Origin of the sequence: Enterococcus hirae ATCC 9790, from assembly GCF_000271405.2 — a bacterium.
Classification (GTDB): domain Bacteria; phylum Bacillota; class Bacilli; order Lactobacillales; family Enterococcaceae; genus Enterococcus_B; species Enterococcus_B hirae.
This window is the reverse complement of record NC_018081.1, coordinates 469,071-487,785: the sequence shown is the minus strand read 5'-3', so window position 1 is coordinate 487,785 and position 18,715 is coordinate 469,071. Positions and strand designations below refer to the sequence as shown.

Annotated in this window: 15 protein-coding genes, 1 tRNA gene and 1 pseudogene; 15 read left to right on the top strand and 2 right to left on the bottom strand. The window is 34.6% G+C overall.

Features of this window, described 5'->3' with window-relative positions; genetic code table 11:
- Positions 1-28: 28 nt before the first annotated feature.
- From EHR_RS02360 to EHR_RS02310, 11 genes and pseudogenes are all read left to right on the top strand, one after another.
- Positions 29-466: a hypothetical protein gene (locus tag EHR_RS02360; RefSeq protein ID WP_010738475.1), complete on the top strand. Its 438-nt coding sequence runs from the start codon at positions 29-31 to the stop codon at positions 464-466.
- A gap of 8 nt (positions 467-474) precedes the next feature.
- Positions 475-1,056 (top strand): Gp15 family bacteriophage protein, encoded by a 582-nt coding sequence (locus tag EHR_RS02355; RefSeq protein WP_010738474.1) that lies wholly within the window; start codon positions 475-477, stop codon positions 1,054-1,056.
- Positions 1,049-5,113: a tape measure protein gene (locus EHR_RS02350; RefSeq protein ID WP_010738473.1), complete on the top strand. Its 4,065-nt coding sequence runs from the start codon at positions 1,049-1,051 to the stop codon at positions 5,111-5,113. Before EHR_RS02355 ends, EHR_RS02350 begins: the two co-directional genes overlap by 8 nt.
- Complete coding sequence (locus tag EHR_RS02345) at positions 5,097-5,831, top strand: phage tail domain-containing protein (RefSeq protein ID WP_010738472.1); 735 nt, start codon at positions 5,097-5,099, stop codon at positions 5,829-5,831. Before EHR_RS02350 ends, EHR_RS02345 begins: the two co-directional genes overlap by 17 nt.
- Positions 5,832-5,833: 2 nt before the next feature.
- Entirely contained in the window at positions 5,834-7,231 is a 1,398-nt protein-coding gene (locus EHR_RS02340; RefSeq protein WP_010738471.1) for a phage tail protein, read from the top strand.
- Positions 7,218-9,188, top strand: a complete 1,971-nt coding sequence (locus tag EHR_RS02335; RefSeq protein ID WP_010738470.1) for an SGNH/GDSL hydrolase family protein — start codon at positions 7,218-7,220, stop codon at positions 9,186-9,188. Before EHR_RS02340 ends, EHR_RS02335 begins: the two co-directional genes overlap by 14 nt.
- Before the next feature lie 58 nt (positions 9,189-9,246).
- Positions 9,247-9,597, top strand: coding sequence for a hypothetical protein (locus tag EHR_RS02330; RefSeq protein WP_014834287.1), 351 nt, complete (start codon positions 9,247-9,249; stop codon positions 9,595-9,597).
- Positions 9,590-9,844 (top strand): holin, encoded by a 255-nt coding sequence (locus tag EHR_RS02325; protein ID WP_014834286.1) that lies wholly within the window; start codon positions 9,590-9,592, stop codon positions 9,842-9,844. The genes EHR_RS02330 and EHR_RS02325 overlap by 8 nt, the downstream gene beginning before the upstream one ends.
- 35 nt (positions 9,845-9,879) lie before the next feature.
- A pseudogene (locus EHR_RS02320) lies at positions 9,880-10,920 on the top strand (GH25 family lysozyme).
- Positions 10,921-11,153: 233 nt separating this feature from the next.
- Positions 11,154-11,227 (top strand) — tRNA-Ile (locus tag EHR_RS02315).
- Positions 11,228-11,376: 149 nt separating this feature from the next.
- Positions 11,377-12,405 (top strand): Abi family protein, encoded by a 1,029-nt coding sequence (locus tag EHR_RS02310; protein ID WP_014834283.1) that lies wholly within the window; start codon positions 11,377-11,379, stop codon positions 12,403-12,405.
- 866 nt (positions 12,406-13,271) lie between these two features.
- On the opposite strand, the gene EHR_RS14380 is transcribed toward EHR_RS02310, so the two are convergent.
- Positions 13,272-13,457, bottom strand: a complete 186-nt coding sequence (locus EHR_RS14380) for a hypothetical protein (protein WP_014834282.1) — start codon at positions 13,455-13,457, stop codon at positions 13,272-13,274.
- Between the two features lie 7 nt (positions 13,458-13,464).
- Positions 13,465-13,830, bottom strand: coding sequence for a hypothetical protein (locus EHR_RS02305; protein WP_010738466.1), 366 nt, complete (start codon positions 13,828-13,830; stop codon positions 13,465-13,467).
- A 1,283-nt stretch (positions 13,831-15,113) separates the two neighbouring features.
- On the opposite strand from EHR_RS02305, the gene EHR_RS02295 reads away from it, so the two are divergent.
- The 4 genes from EHR_RS02295 to EHR_RS02280 all read left to right on the top strand — a co-directional run bounded on the left by EHR_RS02295 (position 15,114) and on the right by EHR_RS02280 (position 18,525).
- Positions 15,114-15,329, top strand: coding sequence for a hypothetical protein (locus EHR_RS02295; protein WP_010738464.1), 216 nt, complete (start codon positions 15,114-15,116; stop codon positions 15,327-15,329).
- Positions 15,330-15,717: 388 nt separating this feature from the next.
- A complete protein-coding gene (locus tag EHR_RS02290) occupies positions 15,718-16,092 on the top strand; it encodes a hypothetical protein (protein WP_010738462.1) in 375 nt (124 codons plus the stop codon).
- A 391-nt stretch (positions 16,093-16,483) separates the two neighbouring features.
- Complete coding sequence (locus tag EHR_RS02285; protein ID WP_010720092.1) at positions 16,484-17,161, top strand: TVP38/TMEM64 family protein; 678 nt, start codon at positions 16,484-16,486, stop codon at positions 17,159-17,161.
- Positions 17,162-17,337: 176 nt separating this feature from the next.
- Positions 17,338-18,525 carry an MFS transporter gene (locus tag EHR_RS02280; protein WP_010738461.1) on the top strand — a complete coding sequence of 396 codons (1,188 nt, stop codon included), beginning with the start codon at positions 17,338-17,340 and terminating at the stop codon, positions 18,523-18,525.
- The last annotated feature ends 190 nt before the right edge of the window (positions 18,526-18,715 follow it).

The following is an 18,715-nucleotide window of genomic DNA, read 5'->3' as shown; positions in this document are numbered from 1 at the left end:
AAAATAAGAAAATAAGGAAGTGTTCAATGTGGAATTTCAATTAGAACGAAGTGGTTTTCCAATCAAAATTGGTGAATTAGAATTTTTCTTTGGGACAGAAGTTGAAGAATTATTACGCTTTTTCGACGTCCAAGATGAATTAGAAGTAAAACAGAAGGAGCTTTCAAAGCAGCAAGAAGAGCTTAAAAATATTGATAATTCTACTAAAGAATATGGATTATTACAGATTAATTTGCTGAAGGAAGTATTGAAAGCAAAATATGATGCATTACTAGGTGATGGTTCATTTGACAAGATATATAGCAAGTATCCATACATTAGCCAGCTAGATAGCTTATTCGATACTCTAGAATTTGAGGTTGCTGAAGAAATAGAAAGAGAAGCGACTAAGCGACAAAATGAGGTTATAAAACGGAAAAATGATTTATTGAAAAAGAAAGCATTAAAAAACAAGAAAAAGAAATAGGTGATTAGATGCGGTTAAACGATCCGTTAGTCACCTCGATTGAATTTGAAGGCAAAGAATATTCGATTGATTTAGCTTTTGATAATGTTTTAGATGTTTTCGACATATTAGCTGATGAAAGTTTATTCCCTGAAGAAAAAATAAATATGAGCTTAGAACTGTTGGTCGATGACTTTGAAGAACAATTTCAAGGGACAATCGAACAACAGTTTTTATTCTTTCATTCTATTTTTAGTACTTATATTAACACGGAAGAAGATGAGATAGAAACCGATCGATTAGGCAATCCGCTACCAAAAAAGCCGACAAAACACACGAAATTAATCGATTTAGTTCAGGATGCCAAGTATATCTATGCTTCGTTTAGGCAGATAGGAATTAATCTATTCGAAGAACAAGGGAAATTATCATGGGAAGAATTTCAAGCATTACTTGAAAGTTTACCAGATGATACTGTCTTGGCAAAAATTATTCAAATTCGTACTTGGAAACCGAGCAAAGGCGAATCAACAGAAGAAAAAGCTCGAATGAAAGAGCTTCAGAAGAAATATGCATTGTCAGATGCAGAGGGAGGTGAGGACGATGAGTGATGGAAGAGTTGAGATTGATGTTGAAGTTAATGGTAAAGGTGTAAAAGTCTTGAATAAAAATCTCGATCAACTCGAAGGAAAAAGTAGGAGTGCTAGCGCTACCATCAAAAATTTAGCGGTATCTATGGGGCTAGTGAAAGTAGCCTCTGCGGCTTTTAATACTGTAAAGAATTCACTTGATGGTGCTATTAGTCGCTTTGATACTATGCAAAAATTCCCTCGAGTAATGAAGACTTTTGGGTATAGCGCGGAGGATTCTAGTAAATCTATAAAAAAATTATCTGACGGAATTGAAGGTTTGCCTACAACGTTAGATGACATTGTTTCTAGTACTCAACAGCTAACTATTACGACTGGCAGTCTAGAAAAAGGAACGGATTTAGCTTTAGCATTCAATAATGCCATGATTGGATTTGGTGCTTCTAGTGAAGAATCTAGCAATGCCTTACGACAGTTCAATCAATCTCTTGGTACTGGGAAGATTCAAGGTGAGGAATTTAATTCTATTGCTGAAGCTGCACCAGGGATTATGAATAAAATGGCTGAAGCTTTTGGATATGGTTCTAATGGAGTTGCTCAATTCAAAAGCGACTTGTCTGCTGGAAAAATTACTGCTCAACAATTTGCAGACAAGATGATTGAAATGAACAATGGCGTTGGTGGATTTGCAGAGATGGCAAAAGCTTCTTCTGGTGGGATTGCCACAAGTTTTCAAAATGTTCGAAACGCCGTAGTAAAAAATATGGCGAATGTTATTGAAGCTATCGACAAGGCAGCAACTAATACGGGGTTAGGCTCTATTTCTCAAAATCTCGACAGGGTAAAAGGAGCTATCAACAACGCTTTTGGTGACAAGGACGCCATGATAGAAGATTTCAGTAAAGCTTTCAAAGCTTTTTTTACTAAAGACTTGACTAAAACAGTCGAAACTTCTGTCAAAAGCGTAAAAAGTGCAATAAGTTCAATTGGCTCAGCTTTTTCAAACGTATCTGGAGGCATGAGTGCGTGGATCACGACGGCAAGCAAGGTTTTTAGTAGTTTAGTCAACGTGATCACAGCCTGTGCAAATATTGTGAAAAAATTCATGAATTCATTTGCGGACACCGGAGCGTTGCAAAGTGTAAAAAACGCGATTGAAAGTATTAGCGCAGCATTTCGAGAAGTCACAGATTCTGTCGGCGACGCTTCTATCTGGTCGACGTTGGGAACAGTTGTCGGTAAAGTGGTCGATGTAATTGCTAAGGCTGTAGATGGTATAGCCAAATTTATAGCTAAGCTAGATCCAAGTATCATAAGTGGATTTACAAATGTTTTAATTGGAACTTTAGTAGGTTTTTCAGCAGTAAAAACAGGGATGAAAGGATTAGATTTTATAAAATCTTTCAATCCGTTTAACTTGTTCAAAAAGAACGTTGAACAAGGAATGAACGGAGCTGTAAAAGGTGTTAGCCGTTCAAAGAGTACGATGACTAATGTTTTCACTGGTCTCTCTAATGTAATAAAGTCTTCTGGAAACGCCATTAAAGCAAGTGCAACAGGTATAGGAACAGGTATAAAAACAGCTCTTACTGGAGTAGCAACTGCTGCAAAAGGCATAGGTGCTGGATTAGCAGCTACTTTTAAAGGGATAGGTGCGGCAATGAAATTAGCTGGTCCTGCTAATATTTTAGCACTTGGTTCTTCTGTTGGGATAGCTGCTGTAGCTATTGGAGCTGGTATCGGCATTATTAACGCTTCGTTGGCATTACTAGCTACTCAAAGTGAAGGTGTGTCGATGATTATTTCTGCTTTATCTCAAGGGTTTTCGCTGGTTGCTTCGACACTTATCGGTTCATTTGTTCAAGCTGTATCTTTAGTTGCTACGACTGTTATTAATGCTCTTGCCGAGGCTTTTGTGAAAGTTGCTAGTGTACTACCCCAGGTAACGATGGCACTCAGTAATTTGTCTCCTTTAGTAGTTGCTGTTGGCATTGCGATTGGTGCGATGGCACCCGCAATAGAAGCTGTAGGAATTGCTATAGGTGCAACTGCTCCAGCTATTGATGCTCTTGGAAATGCTATTGCAAAAATTTTAAGTACTTTGCCTCCAATCATATCTGCTTTAGGAACAGCTATCTCACAAATAGCAACAGCAATCACTCCAATTATTCAAATTATAGCTGATGCATTTGTTCGTCTTGGTCAAGTAGTAGCGGATGCAATCGTCCGAATAGTACAAGCATTAGCGCCATTTGCTCCGGCTATACAAGCAATGGTTGAGGCTGTAGCACCAGTTATTTCTCAAATCGTTCAAGCGTTCCAAACTCTAATTACTGAAATTAGACCGATAATCGACTCTATAACCAATTTGATTAAAGAGTTAGGTACACAAATATCAAGTATTTTAGATAATATTGGAGGAGTTATTGAAAAATTTGGCGGAGTTATCAAAAGTGTTTTTGATGGAGCTTCTGGCGTTATAGATAGCTTTTGTAATGCTGTTCATAATATTCTTAGTGGGATTTCTGGTATTTTTGATTCAATTGGGAACTCTGCTTTGAATGCCGGAAAAGGCGTTAAACAAATGGCGCAAGGAATTAAAATACTTGTTGATTTAAAACTTGGTGATTTGGCAGCTACATTGGCGGCAACTGCAACTGGTTTGGCAGCTATTGCTGGTTCAGGAATCGCAACAGCGGGACCAGGAATGCAACAAGCAGGAATGGGATTGACGATGATTGCAAATGCCGGACAGGCTGCGAATATTACTTTGCAGACACTTCCTAATGTAATCACGCAATTCTCGAATAGTATCAATGCATTACCAGCGCAAATGATACAAGTTTCTAGTAGCTTTGCTAGTTTTGCTTCAGGGGCGGTTACTGGCTTATCGGGTTTATCAGGGGCAAATATCTATATATCAGCTTTTAGAACCCAACTAATGACGATTCCTCCTACACTTATGTCGGTTAGTGTTTCGTTTAATGCTTTTAGCACGAAAATATTGTCAATTAATTCGGCATTGAGTGCTGTACAAGGTGCGATTGCTTTATTCAATGCTAGGGTCATGAGTATTTCGGCAGCAGTGAATAACGCAGGTAACTCGTTTAGATTATTGACTAGTTCCGCAGCTATGATGTCAGCGGCGTTGAATAGAGTGAGTTCCGCAGCAACCAATACAGGAACTAACATTACAAGCATGACTTCTAATGTTAGTAATCAAATCAGAACAATGGCGACAACAACTAATGTTTTGGCTATGGCTTTTTCAACGATGTCTTCAAGGGTTTCGTCAATTATGAGAACAATGGTTTCTCAAATTTCAAAAACATTTACAAGTATGGGCAATCAAATTACGAAAGTATTTGCTCAAATTAATCAAAGAGTAGCCAGTGATGGCATGAAAATGGCGAGAACCGCTTTAAATGTTGGAAAAATGACAAGTAATAATATGGCTACGGGAATTCGCAGTGGAAATAGTCAAGTTCGGAGTGCTTCTAGTCAACTTGTGAATAGCGCTGTAAATCTTGCGCGATCGGGAGCTGGGTCAATGAGAGCAGTAGGATATATGATCGGTGCGGGGTTAGCGCAAGGTATGCGTTCTGCGCTAGGGTCAGTTACTGCAGCTGCTAATGCATTAGTAGCACAAGCGGAACGAGCTGCAAGAGCAAAAGCGAAGATTCATTCGCCTTCTCGTTTATTCCGTGATAATGTCGGTCGCTATATTCCTGAAGGAATTGCCGTAGGTATTACTAGAGGTTCGCAATCAGTTGATAAGGCAATGGCTAGGATTTATGATGGACTGATGAAACCAATTCAACCAGAAACAGCCCTTGCAACTGGACGAATTGGTCTTGCACATTCAGGAAATCAAATTATTAATAATACCTATCATCAAAATGAAGGTATAGATTTGAAAGCTTTGGCTAGAGTATTAAATGCCCGCCCACTGAATGTCCAAGCGGTAGTTGATCCAAATCAAGTCAATCGTCGACTAACGCCTTATAATGCTGCGACAGTCGCAGAAAGAACCATTTTTGCAGAAAGGGGGATGGTAAACGATGCGCGATGGCAATAACCGCTATAAGTATGGCATTACATTTAACGGTAAACATAGCACCGATTTTGGTTTAGATGTTTTGGACGAAAAAGAGTTCGAGCTTCCTGAAAAAGAAAAAATACTCGTTGATCTTCCCCATTCTAATTTGGTTTATGATTTTTCTGAAGTTTATGGCGATCAAAACTATTCGGAAAGAACGATTACTTTTCCCTTTTTGATCATTGATCGTGAAGAAATGACGAAAGAAGCGTTATATCGTTTATGGACAAAAGTTGTTAATTGGCTGATGCAACCAACAACGAAAACAAAACTAATCGATGATGTGATGCTAGATTATTATTACTTGGCAGAGGTTCAAGAAGCGCCTACTTTTGAAGAAGCTGTTCGTTTCGGTACTTTAACTGTAAAATTTCAATGCTATCCTTTTCGAATCAGTGAATCTTTAGAATCCAATGATAACTGGGATGAATTTGATTTGGAAGATGGCTTTGCACAAACAACCTCTTATACGATTGACGGATTTCGTGTGTTGAAATATGTGAATGCTGGGATTGGTGTTGTCACTCCCACAGTGACTGCGCGTGGAATTTTTACCATCCAAAAAGATGGACAGACGTTCAAAATCTATTCAGGAACTGGTACTTCAGATGCCTTAGTTTTGAAAAATGGCGAGAATATACTTTATGTGACAGGAACAGGAACGTTGACAATTGATTTCAGAAAGGAGATTATCTAAAGATGTATTTAGTGACGATTTATACGAATGATGGGGAAATCGTGATCCATTCACCTTACGCTAATGCAGTAAAACTAATTGATCCAACGATTGATTTTGGTTTGTCCTTAGAAGTAGATAAATTTACTTTTCAGATGTTGCCGACGTTTCCTGGTTATAGTTCTATTGATGCATTGACTACTCGAATAACAGTTAAGAATATTCAAACAGATAAAATCGTGTTTTCTGGAAGAGTGGTTTTACCAAAAGAGAGTTTTTCAGAAGACGGAACACTTTTTAAAGAAATCACTTGTGAATCTGAAAAAGGATATTTGAATGATAGTATTCAAAGTTATTACAAAGCCCAAAATATCACGCCCAAACAATTTTTTACGCATATTATTCAAGAGCATAATAAACAAGTAGAAGAACATAAGCAGTTTTTAGTGGGAACAGTAGAAGTGACGAATTCGACAGATAATGTTTATAAGTTTATTGATGATACAGCAACTACCTATGAAACGATAAAAGAAAAATGTTTAGAGACTTTTGGTGGTGAAATACGAATCAGACGAGGAGAAGGAGTTAATTTCATTGATTGGTTAAACAGTTCAGGAATGAATGGTTCACAAACTATCGAATTGAAGAAAAATATGTTGTCTGTTTCAAGAACGATGGATCCAAATGAAATTATTACAATTCTAAAACCTCGAGGTGCAAGAATTGAAGCACCCGAGGGTGAAACTTCTGATGTTTCTATGCCTCGAATAACCATTGAGAAAGTTAATAATGGACGTGACTATTTAATCGATGAGCAGAAGCGAGCTCGTTTTGGATCTATTGCAGGTTCGGTTGTTTGGGATGATGTTCATGAACCGGATATCTTGTTAGCTAAAGCAAAGCAATGGTTAGCTTCACAGAAGGTATCTACAAATCAGTTTCAAATTTCAGCAGTAGATTTATTCCCGATTGGTTTAGCTGTTGATCAATTTGAAGTAGGAAATTGGCATGTGGTTAAGAATAAATGGTTAGGACTTGATGAAAATATTCGAATTGTTGGTATGCAGTTGAAGTTAAATGAGATAGAAAAATCGACGTTAACTTTTGGGAACAAGTTGAAGACACAGGAACAGTATAATGCTGATATTTCTTCGGCCAAGTCATCAGTAACGACAATGGCGTCTGGAGTTGAGCAGCAGCAGACAAATATTGTCGCAATAAATAAGAATGTAGCAGTTTTTACTGAAGATATTCGTGCAGAGATGAATGTTTTGCAAAAAAGTTTCGCTGATATATTTAATAATTTTTCAGCGATGGAAAATGAATTCAATACATTTACAAGTATTATTCATGAGTATAATCAACGAATTACAGCGTTAGAAAACACAATAAATGGAGGTAGTGGTAATGGCAGAGTATAGAGATCCCACAGCGGTTACACCGACAAATCCTGAATATGATAAAAATCAAGTTAATTCGACGGTAGCTAAGTACGCCGATTTCATTCGTACGAAACAAAAAGGATTGGATACAAGAGAATCCATGGCACGAGCAATTGAAATCACGAATATTCAATCTAATTTTGCAGAGAAATTATCTTATGAAACTTCTGCTTCGCAGAAGGAACTAGAAAAGAGAGTCAACACTAGTATCGGGCAATTAACAGAAGATTCTGAGATAATTGATTCACGAACGGATGCAAACGGAGTCGCACAAGCAGTCTTGAGTGAGCGATTAGATGCTGATTTTAAGAATTTGGCTTTTGTACGTGACCAAAGTTATCTTTTGTCTGTTGCATTTCAAAAACTTAGAAGCAAAAAAGAAGCGATCAAGATTGTGGTGGCAGGGGACAGCTTGACATATGGTTTGGATCAAACAAGTGCAGACAAACGTCCTGCATTGCCTGATCAACCGAATCAAAATAGTACAAGGGCAGGAGTGACCTATCCGGAAAAGCTTCAAACAATTATGGATGAAATTTTTCCTGGTCTGGTTACAATCGAAGTAAGAGCAATTCCTGGAGAAACAGCAGAAGCCTATCAAAAAAGATGGACAACCAGTGCTAATGCAGATATCACGATTTTTTGTTTAGGAACTAATGATGCTACCTACGGTGGTATGAAAGCATTTCAAAATACCTATCGGAAACTTATACAACGTGAAAACGAATGGGGTGCTGGAGTGATGGTTATGTTACCGCCAAAACAACGCACAACAGTCAATCTAGGGCTACATACTTTCAGAAAAGCAATTGTAAAATTATGTGATGAATGCGATGTGCCATATCTTGACTTAGGAATCGAGACATCAAATTTACCTGCTAATTACTATTCAGATAATATCCATTTCAATACGAAGGGGTATTCTTTTTTAGGAGCTAAAGTAGCTAATTTTATCTTAAGTTATGGAAAATTAGAAGTGAATCAGTTATCGAATGGTGTTCTCTCTGTGCGAGATATTGATGGATTGACTGTAGTTTCAGGAGCTAACTATGCATATGATACTTCTTATCCAACGCCAGATGAAACAACTAGTGGAAAAGGGGTAGCTTTGATTATTTCACCTGGTGGAAAAGTTATTTATACATTTGAAACCTTAGAAGATAATGTAGTTTCCTATCCTAATTCTTATTTAGGAAAAAGTAATACAGCCATTTTGAAAATGAGTTTGGATTTTGGCGTTTTAGGACAAAGCACATCGACTTCCACTCAATTCGGTTCTAAACAAAGTAGTTTAACTTTTGATAATAGCGTGACTTATACAACTCCTAGAAATGGAAACTTTTATAATATCTATTATCAAACTTATTATGGGGCTTTTATCACAGAATTAGGGCAAGTTTCTAGTGAATCAGAACCAGTTTTAGTGATTCCAAGAAAGGGAATGCATAGTGTTACGATTCAAAATACTGGAACAGAAAATATTCAATTTTTTGGTTTGGAGTTTATGACGCGTACACAATTGATGGCGCAAATTAGAAGTCATCGAACAACTGGTGTATGGTCTAAAGTCGTTTCAGCAAATGGAGAGGTTGAAACAACAACGAAAATTACGTTAAAGGAATTATTTGATTCTTTACAGTATGACTTTTCCGATCAAAATGCAGTATATAATCCCCCTGTTCAAGTTACGGTTAAAACTAATAATAAAGGTGTCGCTATTTATCAATTACAATTAAAAGCGATAAATGGTGGAGGCTCAAATTTGGTCTTAAGCGAACAGCTATTTAAAGCAAGTGAAAAAATAACCGATGGAGAACTAAGAGTGTTAAATCGTGCAAATGGAGCAACTCCATTTACTTTTTCAGCAGACGGTTTAGTGTTAAATTGGCGATATGCGACTACAGGGTTATCTACTGTAACAGTACAATTAGGGTAGAATCACATGTAATTTTACATGTGGTTATTTTTATATAAAGGAGGAACAACGAAATAACATGCTTGATCGTTTTTTAGAAATTAATAGTTTGTTCGTTGCGCTAGGCTCTGGCGGAGTGATTTCTTTGTTTGTAAGAGTGTTCAAACAATTGAAAGCACAACGAGAACAAACAGAAAGAAGGTTTCGGAACTTAGAATCCGCAAACCTAGCGTTATTACACGATAAAATCTATCAACAATGTATCTATTTTTTAGAACAAGGATGGATCTCAGTAGATGATTTAGAAAATCTGGAATATATATGGAAAGGGTATCGAGCGCTTGGTGGAAATGGAACAGGCGAAGCGCTATACAGTAAAATTTTAACCTTACCCCATTATCCATTGAAGGAGGAAGAAAAAGATGGATAATATCTTACTTGCGACATCGATTATTGGCGCAATCGTTGTAGGTGTAACACAAATGATTAAACAAACGGCAATCAATAATAAATGGTTGCCGTTTTTGAATGTTCTTTTTGGATTGATTATTGGTATTAGCTATGCACTGACGATCATTCATGGAGAAATAGCCACTTATGCCTGGGCAGGAATACTGGCAGGAATGTCTGCGGGTGGTTTTTATGATTTGCCGGCTAATGGAAAATCAACTTTATAAAGAAACAAAAATACAATGAAGGAGAACGATGAAAAATGACATTAAAGGTAGTAGATTTATCCAATAACAATGGTTMCAAAAATATTAAGGACTATCCAGCAGATGCTTATATGTTTAAAGCAACAGAAGGTTGTAACTTTGTGGATCGTTATTGTGATCCGTTTGTTCAACAAGCTATCAAATCTGGTAAACCTTTTGGTGTGTATCATTTTATTGATGGTTCAGACTGGCAAACACAAACAGATTTCTTTATTCAAAAATGCTCAAGGTTACATTGGCAAAGGAATTCTAGTTTTAGACTATGAAATGTATGGACGTCAAGGAACAGGCATTTTAAAACAAATGTTAGATCGTATCCAACAAAAAAACAGGTATCAAAGCGTTAGTTTATACGTCCGCTTTCTGTTTTATTTGAAGAAGATTTCTCAACGATTGTTAAAGCAGATTATGGATTGTGGGTAGCAGCTTATCAATCAAACTTCCCTAAAATTAAACACTGGACTAATGCGGCAATGTGGCAATATACTTCGATACCATATGATCAAAATATCTTTTATGGTGATCAAAATACTTGGAAAGCCTATGCCACATCTGGTAAGTGTCAACCCTCAAGTAATCAAGTGAAAGTAGAATCTATCCAAGTACAGCAACCAAATCCCCAAACACCATCTGATCACGATAAAGCAGTAGCAGCAAGTAAAGCTGTTCATCAAGGTAACGCATGGGCGAAATTGGATAAATTCAATGGAGCAAGCAAAGGAAAAGTCCGGATTGCTGGTTGGCTAGTGCCAGATAAACCAGAAGGTGCAATCGGTAAATTTGCTTATATCTTGATCATGAAACATGGCACAAATGAAGAAATTACTCGTGTGGCTTCACAAGGAATCAAACGACCTGATGTGAAGAAATCCTATAATTATAAAGGTGGCGATGCCTTAGGAATGGACGTTACTGTGGATTTAAGCTGGGTGAAAAAAGGCACGAAAATCGATGTCATTTTCCGCCGTTGTAATCAAGCAAATGGTGAAGGTGCGGTTAACGATGTTCGGATTAAGGATATCTATTTAACATTATAAAATGTATTATTAATTTTTWCTAAAAAATAATAAAAGAAAATATTCATTACAGGTAAGTTAGGAGTAACATAATTATTGTTATAGAGATTTCAATTATTAAATTATTCTCTCATATACAAGCGAATGAGTCTCTATAACAACTCTATTTTTCTTTAATATCTGATCATACAAATCTGGTAGAATGTTATTTTCTATTCTCTTTCGTGCCCTCTACCAGATTTGCATGATACCTTGTACCCTTAGCTCAGTTGGTCAGAGCAGACGGCTCATAACCGTCCGGTCGTAGGTTCGAGTCCTGCAGGGTACATAAACTTTAAAATTAACGTTTTATTCTAGAATAAATTATAAAAAATAATTTTTTGTTGCATGCGGATTAGTTTGTTGTTATAATTTTTCTAGAAGATTAAGCCATGATCGTCAGAATGCGGTTATGGCGTTTTTTGTATAGGTGGTAATATGATTAGCAAACCGTTTAAAACATTAGATAATCAGATTGATATTTTGATAAGTAGAGGACTGGTTGTTTCCGACAAAGAGGTAACTAAGTCTATTCTTTTGAGAGAAAATTACTATAATGTTATTAATGGATACAAAGATATCTTTTTAGATAAAAGCTATGGTAGTTCTGAAAAATTTATTGAAAATACAAATTTTAATGAAATTTATCGTTTGTATTCTTTAGATAGAGACTTTAGAAACCATATATTTAAATATTTATTGATGTTTGAAACTAATTTAAAAACTATTATTGCATATAGATTTGCAGAAAAATTTCCCGAAAAGAATGCGTATTTAAACGCAAATTGCTATACAAAAGAACCTAGTTCTTTGGATAATGTATTAATAAATATAGCTAATTTATCTAAAATAATTCAGAGAGAAAAAAAGAAAAAATACAGTAATTCAATAAAACATTATTTAGAAAATCATTCACATATACCAATATGGGTACTAATTAATAATTTAACTTTTGGCGAAACATCATATCTTTTTAATTCTTTAACAAATGATTTACAAGAAAAAATTGCTAGAGATTTTAGTGTAAAATTTAAAAGAGAATATAATACAAAAAATGACGTATCAGTTGGTGCTTTGAAGCAAATAATTAAAGCTGTTAACTTTTATAGAAATATATGTGCTCATGAAGAAGTTTTATATTCCAAAAAAATTGGAGCACTTAAAGAAAAAAATTTCAAAAAATATTATGATAATAGTGTGTTGAATGAAATAAAAAAAGGTAGCCTCTTTGGTTTATTAGCAATGCTAAAACTAGTATTATCATTAGAAGATTTAAATCAACTTTTACTTAGTATTTATTTTCCTTTGGTAATTAATGATAAATTAGGTATCTTTGAAACAATATCAATTACTACTATTAAATTAAAAATGGGGTTTATTGAAGGTTGGGAATATAAAATATCGAATTTTATAGAAATGAATTCAGGATTACTAAAAATTTTTGAAGACAAAGAAGAATTTAAATAGCATTAACTTGCAAAATAAGAGTTTAATAATTATCCACCTTCGGGTGGTTATTTTTTATATCAGCTATAACAAAATTGAATAAAAAAGCTTAGTTTCATAGATTATAATTATATTGTGCTACTAAATATTCTGTGTTGTGTTCGCATTATTTAGTTTAAAATTATGTAGCACAAAATAATTTTTGTAGTAATCCACGATCAACCTCACAAGATCTCCTGTGTTTTACTACGCTTTTCTATCTAGGGCTACTCGAAAGAGTAGCTTTTTTAGAATTATTTGCAAATAACTTGGTTGTGAAGGATGTTTTTTTGCAATTTTTTACCACAAAAATTACCACAAATTTGGGTCATTCTTTATCTATCTTAGATTATTTAAAAAAAGAAAATATTGATTTAATGCGATAAAAATGATATTTTTGTTTCTTAAATTTGTCCAGAATTTCAGAAAGGGAGAGGAGATAAAACTATATTTAGATATAGTGTAGAAACATTAATTAGTAATTTTATTCTGTTAATTTTAACTATATTTTTACAATCAGTAGTTAAAATGAAGCCGCATCCTGATTTCGCCAATTTTACGGTGCAACTTTGGTTTTTTTATGTTCGTTTTTTCGATTGTTTCATCGGTCAGAACAATATTTTATCTTTTACTAATATCCTTTAACCAAAATGATAAAACAAAGAGGCCAGAATCAAAATATTAAAATTTTCAGACTGTAGACAGCTCCCTAAATTTTGAATCTGTCTACAGTCTTTTATATATATGTTAATTATATTGGTCAGAGCAGACGGTGGAAAACGTCGGTCGTAGGTTCGAGTCCTACAGGGTACATAAAAAGACTTTCAAGAATTGAAAGCCTAAATAAATTATTCTATAAAAAACTCATTTGTTAAAACAGCCATGCTAATGTTTTTATCTCTTGTTTGACCAGTTTTACAAAAACCGATTTCTTCATAAAATTTAACAACGTCTTTTTCGCTTTGTAAAGTAATTAAACAAGCTCCAATATGTGGTAAAATAAAATTTTTTATATATTGGAATGTATAGAACATCATTTCACTACCTAATTTTTTTACGTTGTTTGTCTTTATGAATAGCAAAATAATGAATCCTAATTGCTGGTATAGATTGTGGCATAATAGGATTACCCCAAATTTTTAACGCATTAGTTAACTTAGAAGTTCTAATTATTTGAACTCTATCTGTAGTTAGAGAAAAAAATCCAAGTAGGAAGAGAGGATTATTTTTCTGTTTTATAAACATTAGAAAAGTTTTTGAAATACCATATTTTATTTCTTCTAATGCTTCATTTTTTAGATAGGAGTCAATATGATCTTTTCCACAAGAAAAAGCCTTGACCAAGGCTTTTTCTTGTGGTGTAATATTAGAAATTTTTTTAAAGATAACTTCATCTTCTAATAACATTTTATCACCAATTTTTAGATGTTATATTTTTTTCCATCAATATTCATAGTTTTAATTTTTTTCATTCCAGCTAGAGTTCTAGCTATATTAGGATTTGAAGGTTTTGTTTTTTTTAGAATAAATATTATTTAAAAATTCGCTACACTCTTTAGAAGAATTAAACTTTAATTCTGTATTTACCATAGTAGTAGCCATGAGATTCCCCCTCCTATATATATTGCGTGCGAAATATAATACATACATAAATATCTATTTATATATCTAAAAAAATATATAGTTAGATATCATTTAATATATATTGTTGTATATATAGTCTATCAAAATAATTTTGATTGGTAAATACAAAATACTTGACAAGAGATAAATTTAATTTTTTACATACAAATACTACAACACTCCCGTAAACCAACTCATACCACCATACCCCCAACCTTCGGGTGGTATTTTTTATTTTTATCTGTACGTCAAAAAAGTAATGAAACAATAATTTCAATCGTGGTAAAATGACAGTGTCATCATTTTACACAATCTATAAAAAATGAATTTTTTCTGAACCCCCCCAAGATGATGACATCCGTTCAAGGCTACTCGAAAGAGTAGCTTTTTTAGATTATTTGCAAATAACTTGGTTGTGAAAATTCATAGATTATTGTATAAAAAGTTGTAAAAAATAAAATTCAATAATGCTATAATAAAATGTCGGCTCGTCGCTTCCACAGAGATTTTTGTGGAAGGAGGTGTATAATTTGTTTGAATTCACTTTAGAGCACGTGCTCTTGCCATTGTTAATTGGTTTAACGTTGGCATTATTTAGTCATTGGCTAGATAAACATTAGAGCCGACATGGCGCTTACTGTTTCGCAGCGGTAAGCATCTTTTTTTGAAAAAGAAAAAACACAACGTATTCGCAGGTACGTTGTGTTTATGGTGTATATTTGTTTAAATTCACTTTCAACTATCATTATACTTGATAAATAAAATGTGTCAAACGTAATGAAAAATGACCATACTTTGACCATACTTTTTAGAAAAATATAGAAAATATTAGTAACTGAAAAACTTTATAAACGTTGATATTAAAGCAATCAGAATTAACTAGAATTAGTCAAAAAATGGAAAAATAAAAACTGTTAAATAATTTTTCGAAATTAGTTGGCATTGAGACCCTTGATACGATAGGGTTTCAATGCTTTTTTATTATGGCTCTATAATTTATGTGATTGATAATATTTGAAGGATGACAGTCTATCCAATGTCTCTAAAAAAGAAATAAGGAGTAAAAGATGGAACTTTATAAAATGCTAAGCCCTGCAGTTATCCAGTTTTTGAAAACTAAATTGAACGTTATTATTCAAGATCGTAATTATACGGATGATGAAGTTGTGCAGATTTACGATAAAATTGAAGATTTTCATATCCTTCAATCCTTTGATGAGAACTATAATCTTTCAGAAGACGGTAGACACGCATTAGATATTTTGTACTTAGATATTTGGTAATAGTACTTAATCAGCTAATGATTAGGTGTTATTTTTTATTCCAACATTAAAGATTTTCTGAAAGAAAAAGCTCGTTTTAGGAGTGGGATGATAGTGAGGTAGGGATGAGAGGTTGTTTTAACGGACTCGAAGTCTTAAATAGCTATTATTTCGTTCTTTTTGCGTATGTTATCATTGTAATTGAAGCCGAGAAAGACCATTATCGTTTATTTTTAAGCATATTGCCAACTCATAGCCCGCCAGATATCATGATAGATTAAGAACTGGAGAGCAGCATTACATACAAATGGGAACGGTTGGTTTGGATTATACGTTCGGGAAATGTGGAATGATTCGCAGACTGTTTTTATTGGAACAGAATATAAAACAATGTAAGTAAGGTGTAATGATGAAAAAGTTCGATTCCAGATATATAATAGGTGTATTTCTTGTATTGTTTATTTTAATAGGAAGTGTAGAATTCATTTTGAAAGGGCATCACTCATTTACTCTCAATGAAATTTATTTTAGAGTACCTATTGTTGTTGTCGGTATGGTTGAGATGCTGCCAAATGATAAAGGTTGGGGAACGTTTCGTGTGCTTTTTCTCGTTTTTTTGAGTGATTATTTATTAAAAAAAATATTCGATCATTTTGGATTAGAAGAAATAACACTTACATTTATACCCTATCTAATTATCTTAGGAATCCTTTTGGTTATTTTTTTTGCCAGATTAACGATAAAAAAAGACTTTTTTGAACACATAAAAAAGGAAAATAAATGAACAGAAGAGGCTGTGACAGAAGTGTCTAGCTCTGAGAAATAAGCCGGAGAATCCAAAAATAGCATCCCCTATTTTTGGTGTTCTACGGCTTATTTTCTGATAGAATTTGGAATACCGTGGAAATGAGGTTGTGAGAGTATCGGGTAGCTCCAATGACAATAAGAAAGAATTTTTTGAAACAGCTGCCCATGTTTTGAGATTTTTTGACTTATCGCCTAAGGTCAGCTCTTTGAATACCGTTTACCCGTTTTTAAAGTGATTCCTCAGACTCTTTTTCTCATACTTCTGAATAATTACCAATGTGATAAAAAGCGTAAAATGAATAAAAAAGACTCATAGTTATTTTTGTGATACTCTAATAGAAGATGGATTATTTTAGGCAGGTGGAAAAATGAAAACAAAAAAACTACGTGTTTTCTTAATCATTATTGGACTCCTTTTGATTCTATTTATTGGTTATCGTTTATATTTGGAGTATCAGACGGATATCCAAATGTTTTTGGATCCCAAGACCAGTCGACAAGCATTACTGGATCAGATTCGATCACATGGCTTTCGGACAGCGCTCTTTTTGATATTACTGATCAGCGTGATGTGTGCTGTTCCAGGTATCCCTACTTCTGTCATCGGTGTATTGGTAGGTTTAAGCTATGGTCCGTTGCTAGGAACTTTAATCAATGTCTCTGGTAATGCTTTTGGGAATATGTTATCGATTTTTTTAATGCAACATTTAAAGCTGTTTGATCATTCAAAAAAATCCAATCGCTGGGTAACAGCGATCCGCAATATGAAACATCCCAAAATTGGCGTAATGGTGGGGTACATGGTTCCTGTGATCCCTTCTTCCGTTATCAACTTTGCAGCGATGACGTTAAATCTACAAATTCGTGACATCATTTTATCAATCGTGATTGGCGTGATTCCTTCCTCGATTCTTTATGCTTGTGGAGGCGAAGCGTTATTTCATGGCTATAGTAAGACGGCTTTGTTGTTAGTAGCTAGTGTCCTTATTTTGACACTTCTAGTGGTAATTATTTACAAGGATCGTAGAAAACGACATGTAAAATAATTGATATTATCAATGATTAAAAGAAATATCCCTTTGATTTCGTTCTATACTTTTAAGATTCATTTTTATTTTAATTTCACGATAACTTATGTTTAATAAAGTAGTAAAACACTGAACTTTCCTATTCCCAATTTTTCTAAGAAGTTGTAAACTAATAAAGGAAATGAGGGAGATAAATGGATAAAAATGAAAAAACGACGTTAACATCTTCACTGATTTTGCTCTTATCAATTACTTGTGGTGTGGTAGTAGCGAATATGTATTATATCCAACCGATCGGTACGAAAGTGGCAACCAGTTTATCGGTTAGCACAAGTGCGATTGGTATTTTGACGATGTTGACTCAACTTGGTTATGCGTTAGGTTTGTTGTTTTTGGTGCCATTAGGGGATGTAGTCGATCGTCCGAAGCTGATTATCCGAATGGCTGCACTCTCTGCGATTTCATTATTAGCGGCCTTTTTTGCACCGTCATTTACATTATTTGCGTGTGCTTCTTTTTTGATCGGCTTATTATCGATCGTGCCTCAAATCATTATTCCCTATGGAGCAGTATTGGCAGGACCCAAGGCTAGAGGGAAAGTGATGGGGACCTTGTTAAGCGGTTTATTAGTGGGGATCTTACTTTCACGGACGGTTTCGGGCATTGTAGCAAGCCTCTTTTCTTGGCGGATGATTTATCTTTTTGCTTTAGTGTTAGTGGCTATCTTGACCGGATTATTGTATTGGAAAATGCCAAGAACGCAAATAAAAACAACTTCATCTGTATCGTATCTTGATTCCTTAAAAAGTTTACCTTATTTAGTGAAAACACAACGCTTATTGAGAGAAGCGTCTATTAGTGGCTTTTTTATGTTTGGAACTTTTTCGATTTTTTGGTCAACATTGATTTTTTATATCAGTAGTCCGGTGTACCATTGGGGAACATTTGAAGCAGGAATTTTGGCGATTTTTGGACTATCAGGAGCAGTAGCTGCACCGATTGTTGGTCGGTTGTCTGATTCTTATTCCGAGAGAAAGATTGTCGGAATGGGACTTGCGATGCAAACGCTCAGTTTTGTTGCTTTATTAGTTGCAGGGAGTCATTTAGTCGTTTTGTTAGTGGCAATTATTCTGTTAGATGTCGGGAATCAATTTGGTCAAGTGGCAAATCAGACACGAGTACAAGGACTAGGCGAAGCAGCAAGTAATCGGAATAATACAGTATTTATGTTTATGTATTTTATTGGTGGTGCTACTGGTTCATTACTAGGCACAACGATGTGGCAACAATTTGGTTGGCTCGGTGTGACACTTACTGGTTTAGCCTTTCAATTATGTGCCTATATTTGTCAATACATCATTTTTCAAAAGCGGTTGCGATAGAAGTGTCCAACTTGAAAAGTAAGCTGAAGGATTCGAAAGTCGTTTTTCGATTCTTTCGCTTACTTTTTTAATATACTTCTATCCTATTTTATTTGGGAGTTTCTATAACTGATTTCGTGATCAACCGCAGTTATTAGAAAATTTCGTGCAACTTCCAACGAAAAAATAATATGGATACGTTCAATAGTAT

Excerpts from the sequence above, each read along its gene's own strand:
- EHR_RS02355 (WP_010738474.1), top strand. The coding sequence starts at position 475 with ATGCGGTTAAACGATCCGTTAGTCACCTCGATTGAATTTGAAGGCAAA.
- EHR_RS02350 (WP_010738473.1), top strand. The coding sequence starts at position 1,049 with ATGAGTGATGGAAGAGTTGAGATTGATGTTGAAGTTAATGGTAAAGGT.
- EHR_RS02345 (WP_010738472.1), top strand. The coding sequence starts at position 5,097 with ATGCGCGATGGCAATAACCGCTATAAGTATGGCATTACATTTAACGGT.
- EHR_RS02340 (WP_010738471.1), top strand. The coding sequence starts at position 5,834 with ATGTATTTAGTGACGATTTATACGAATGATGGGGAAATCGTGATCCAT.
- EHR_RS02335 (WP_010738470.1), top strand. The coding sequence starts at position 7,218 with ATGGCAGAGTATAGAGATCCCACAGCGGTTACACCGACAAATCCTGAA.
- EHR_RS02330 (WP_014834287.1), top strand. The coding sequence starts at position 9,247 with ATGCTTGATCGTTTTTTAGAAATTAATAGTTTGTTCGTTGCGCTAGGC.
- EHR_RS02325 (WP_014834286.1), top strand. The coding sequence starts at position 9,590 with ATGGATAATATCTTACTTGCGACATCGATTATTGGCGCAATCGTTGTA.
- EHR_RS02310 (WP_014834283.1), top strand. The coding sequence starts at position 11,377 with ATGATTAGCAAACCGTTTAAAACATTAGATAATCAGATTGATATTTTG.
- EHR_RS14380 (WP_014834282.1), bottom strand. The coding sequence starts at position 13,457 with ATGTTCTATACATTCCAATATATAAAAAATTTTATTTTACCACATATT.
- EHR_RS02305 (WP_010738466.1), bottom strand. The coding sequence starts at position 13,830 with ATGTTATTAGAAGATGAAGTTATCTTTAAAAAAATTTCTAATATTACA.
- EHR_RS02295 (WP_010738464.1), top strand. The coding sequence starts at position 15,114 with ATGGAACTTTATAAAATGCTAAGCCCTGCAGTTATCCAGTTTTTGAAA.
- EHR_RS02290 (WP_010738462.1), top strand. The coding sequence starts at position 15,718 with ATGAAAAAGTTCGATTCCAGATATATAATAGGTGTATTTCTTGTATTG.
- EHR_RS02285 (WP_010720092.1), top strand. The coding sequence starts at position 16,484 with ATGAAAACAAAAAAACTACGTGTTTTCTTAATCATTATTGGACTCCTT.
- EHR_RS02280 (WP_010738461.1), top strand. The coding sequence starts at position 17,338 with ATGGATAAAAATGAAAAAACGACGTTAACATCTTCACTGATTTTGCTC.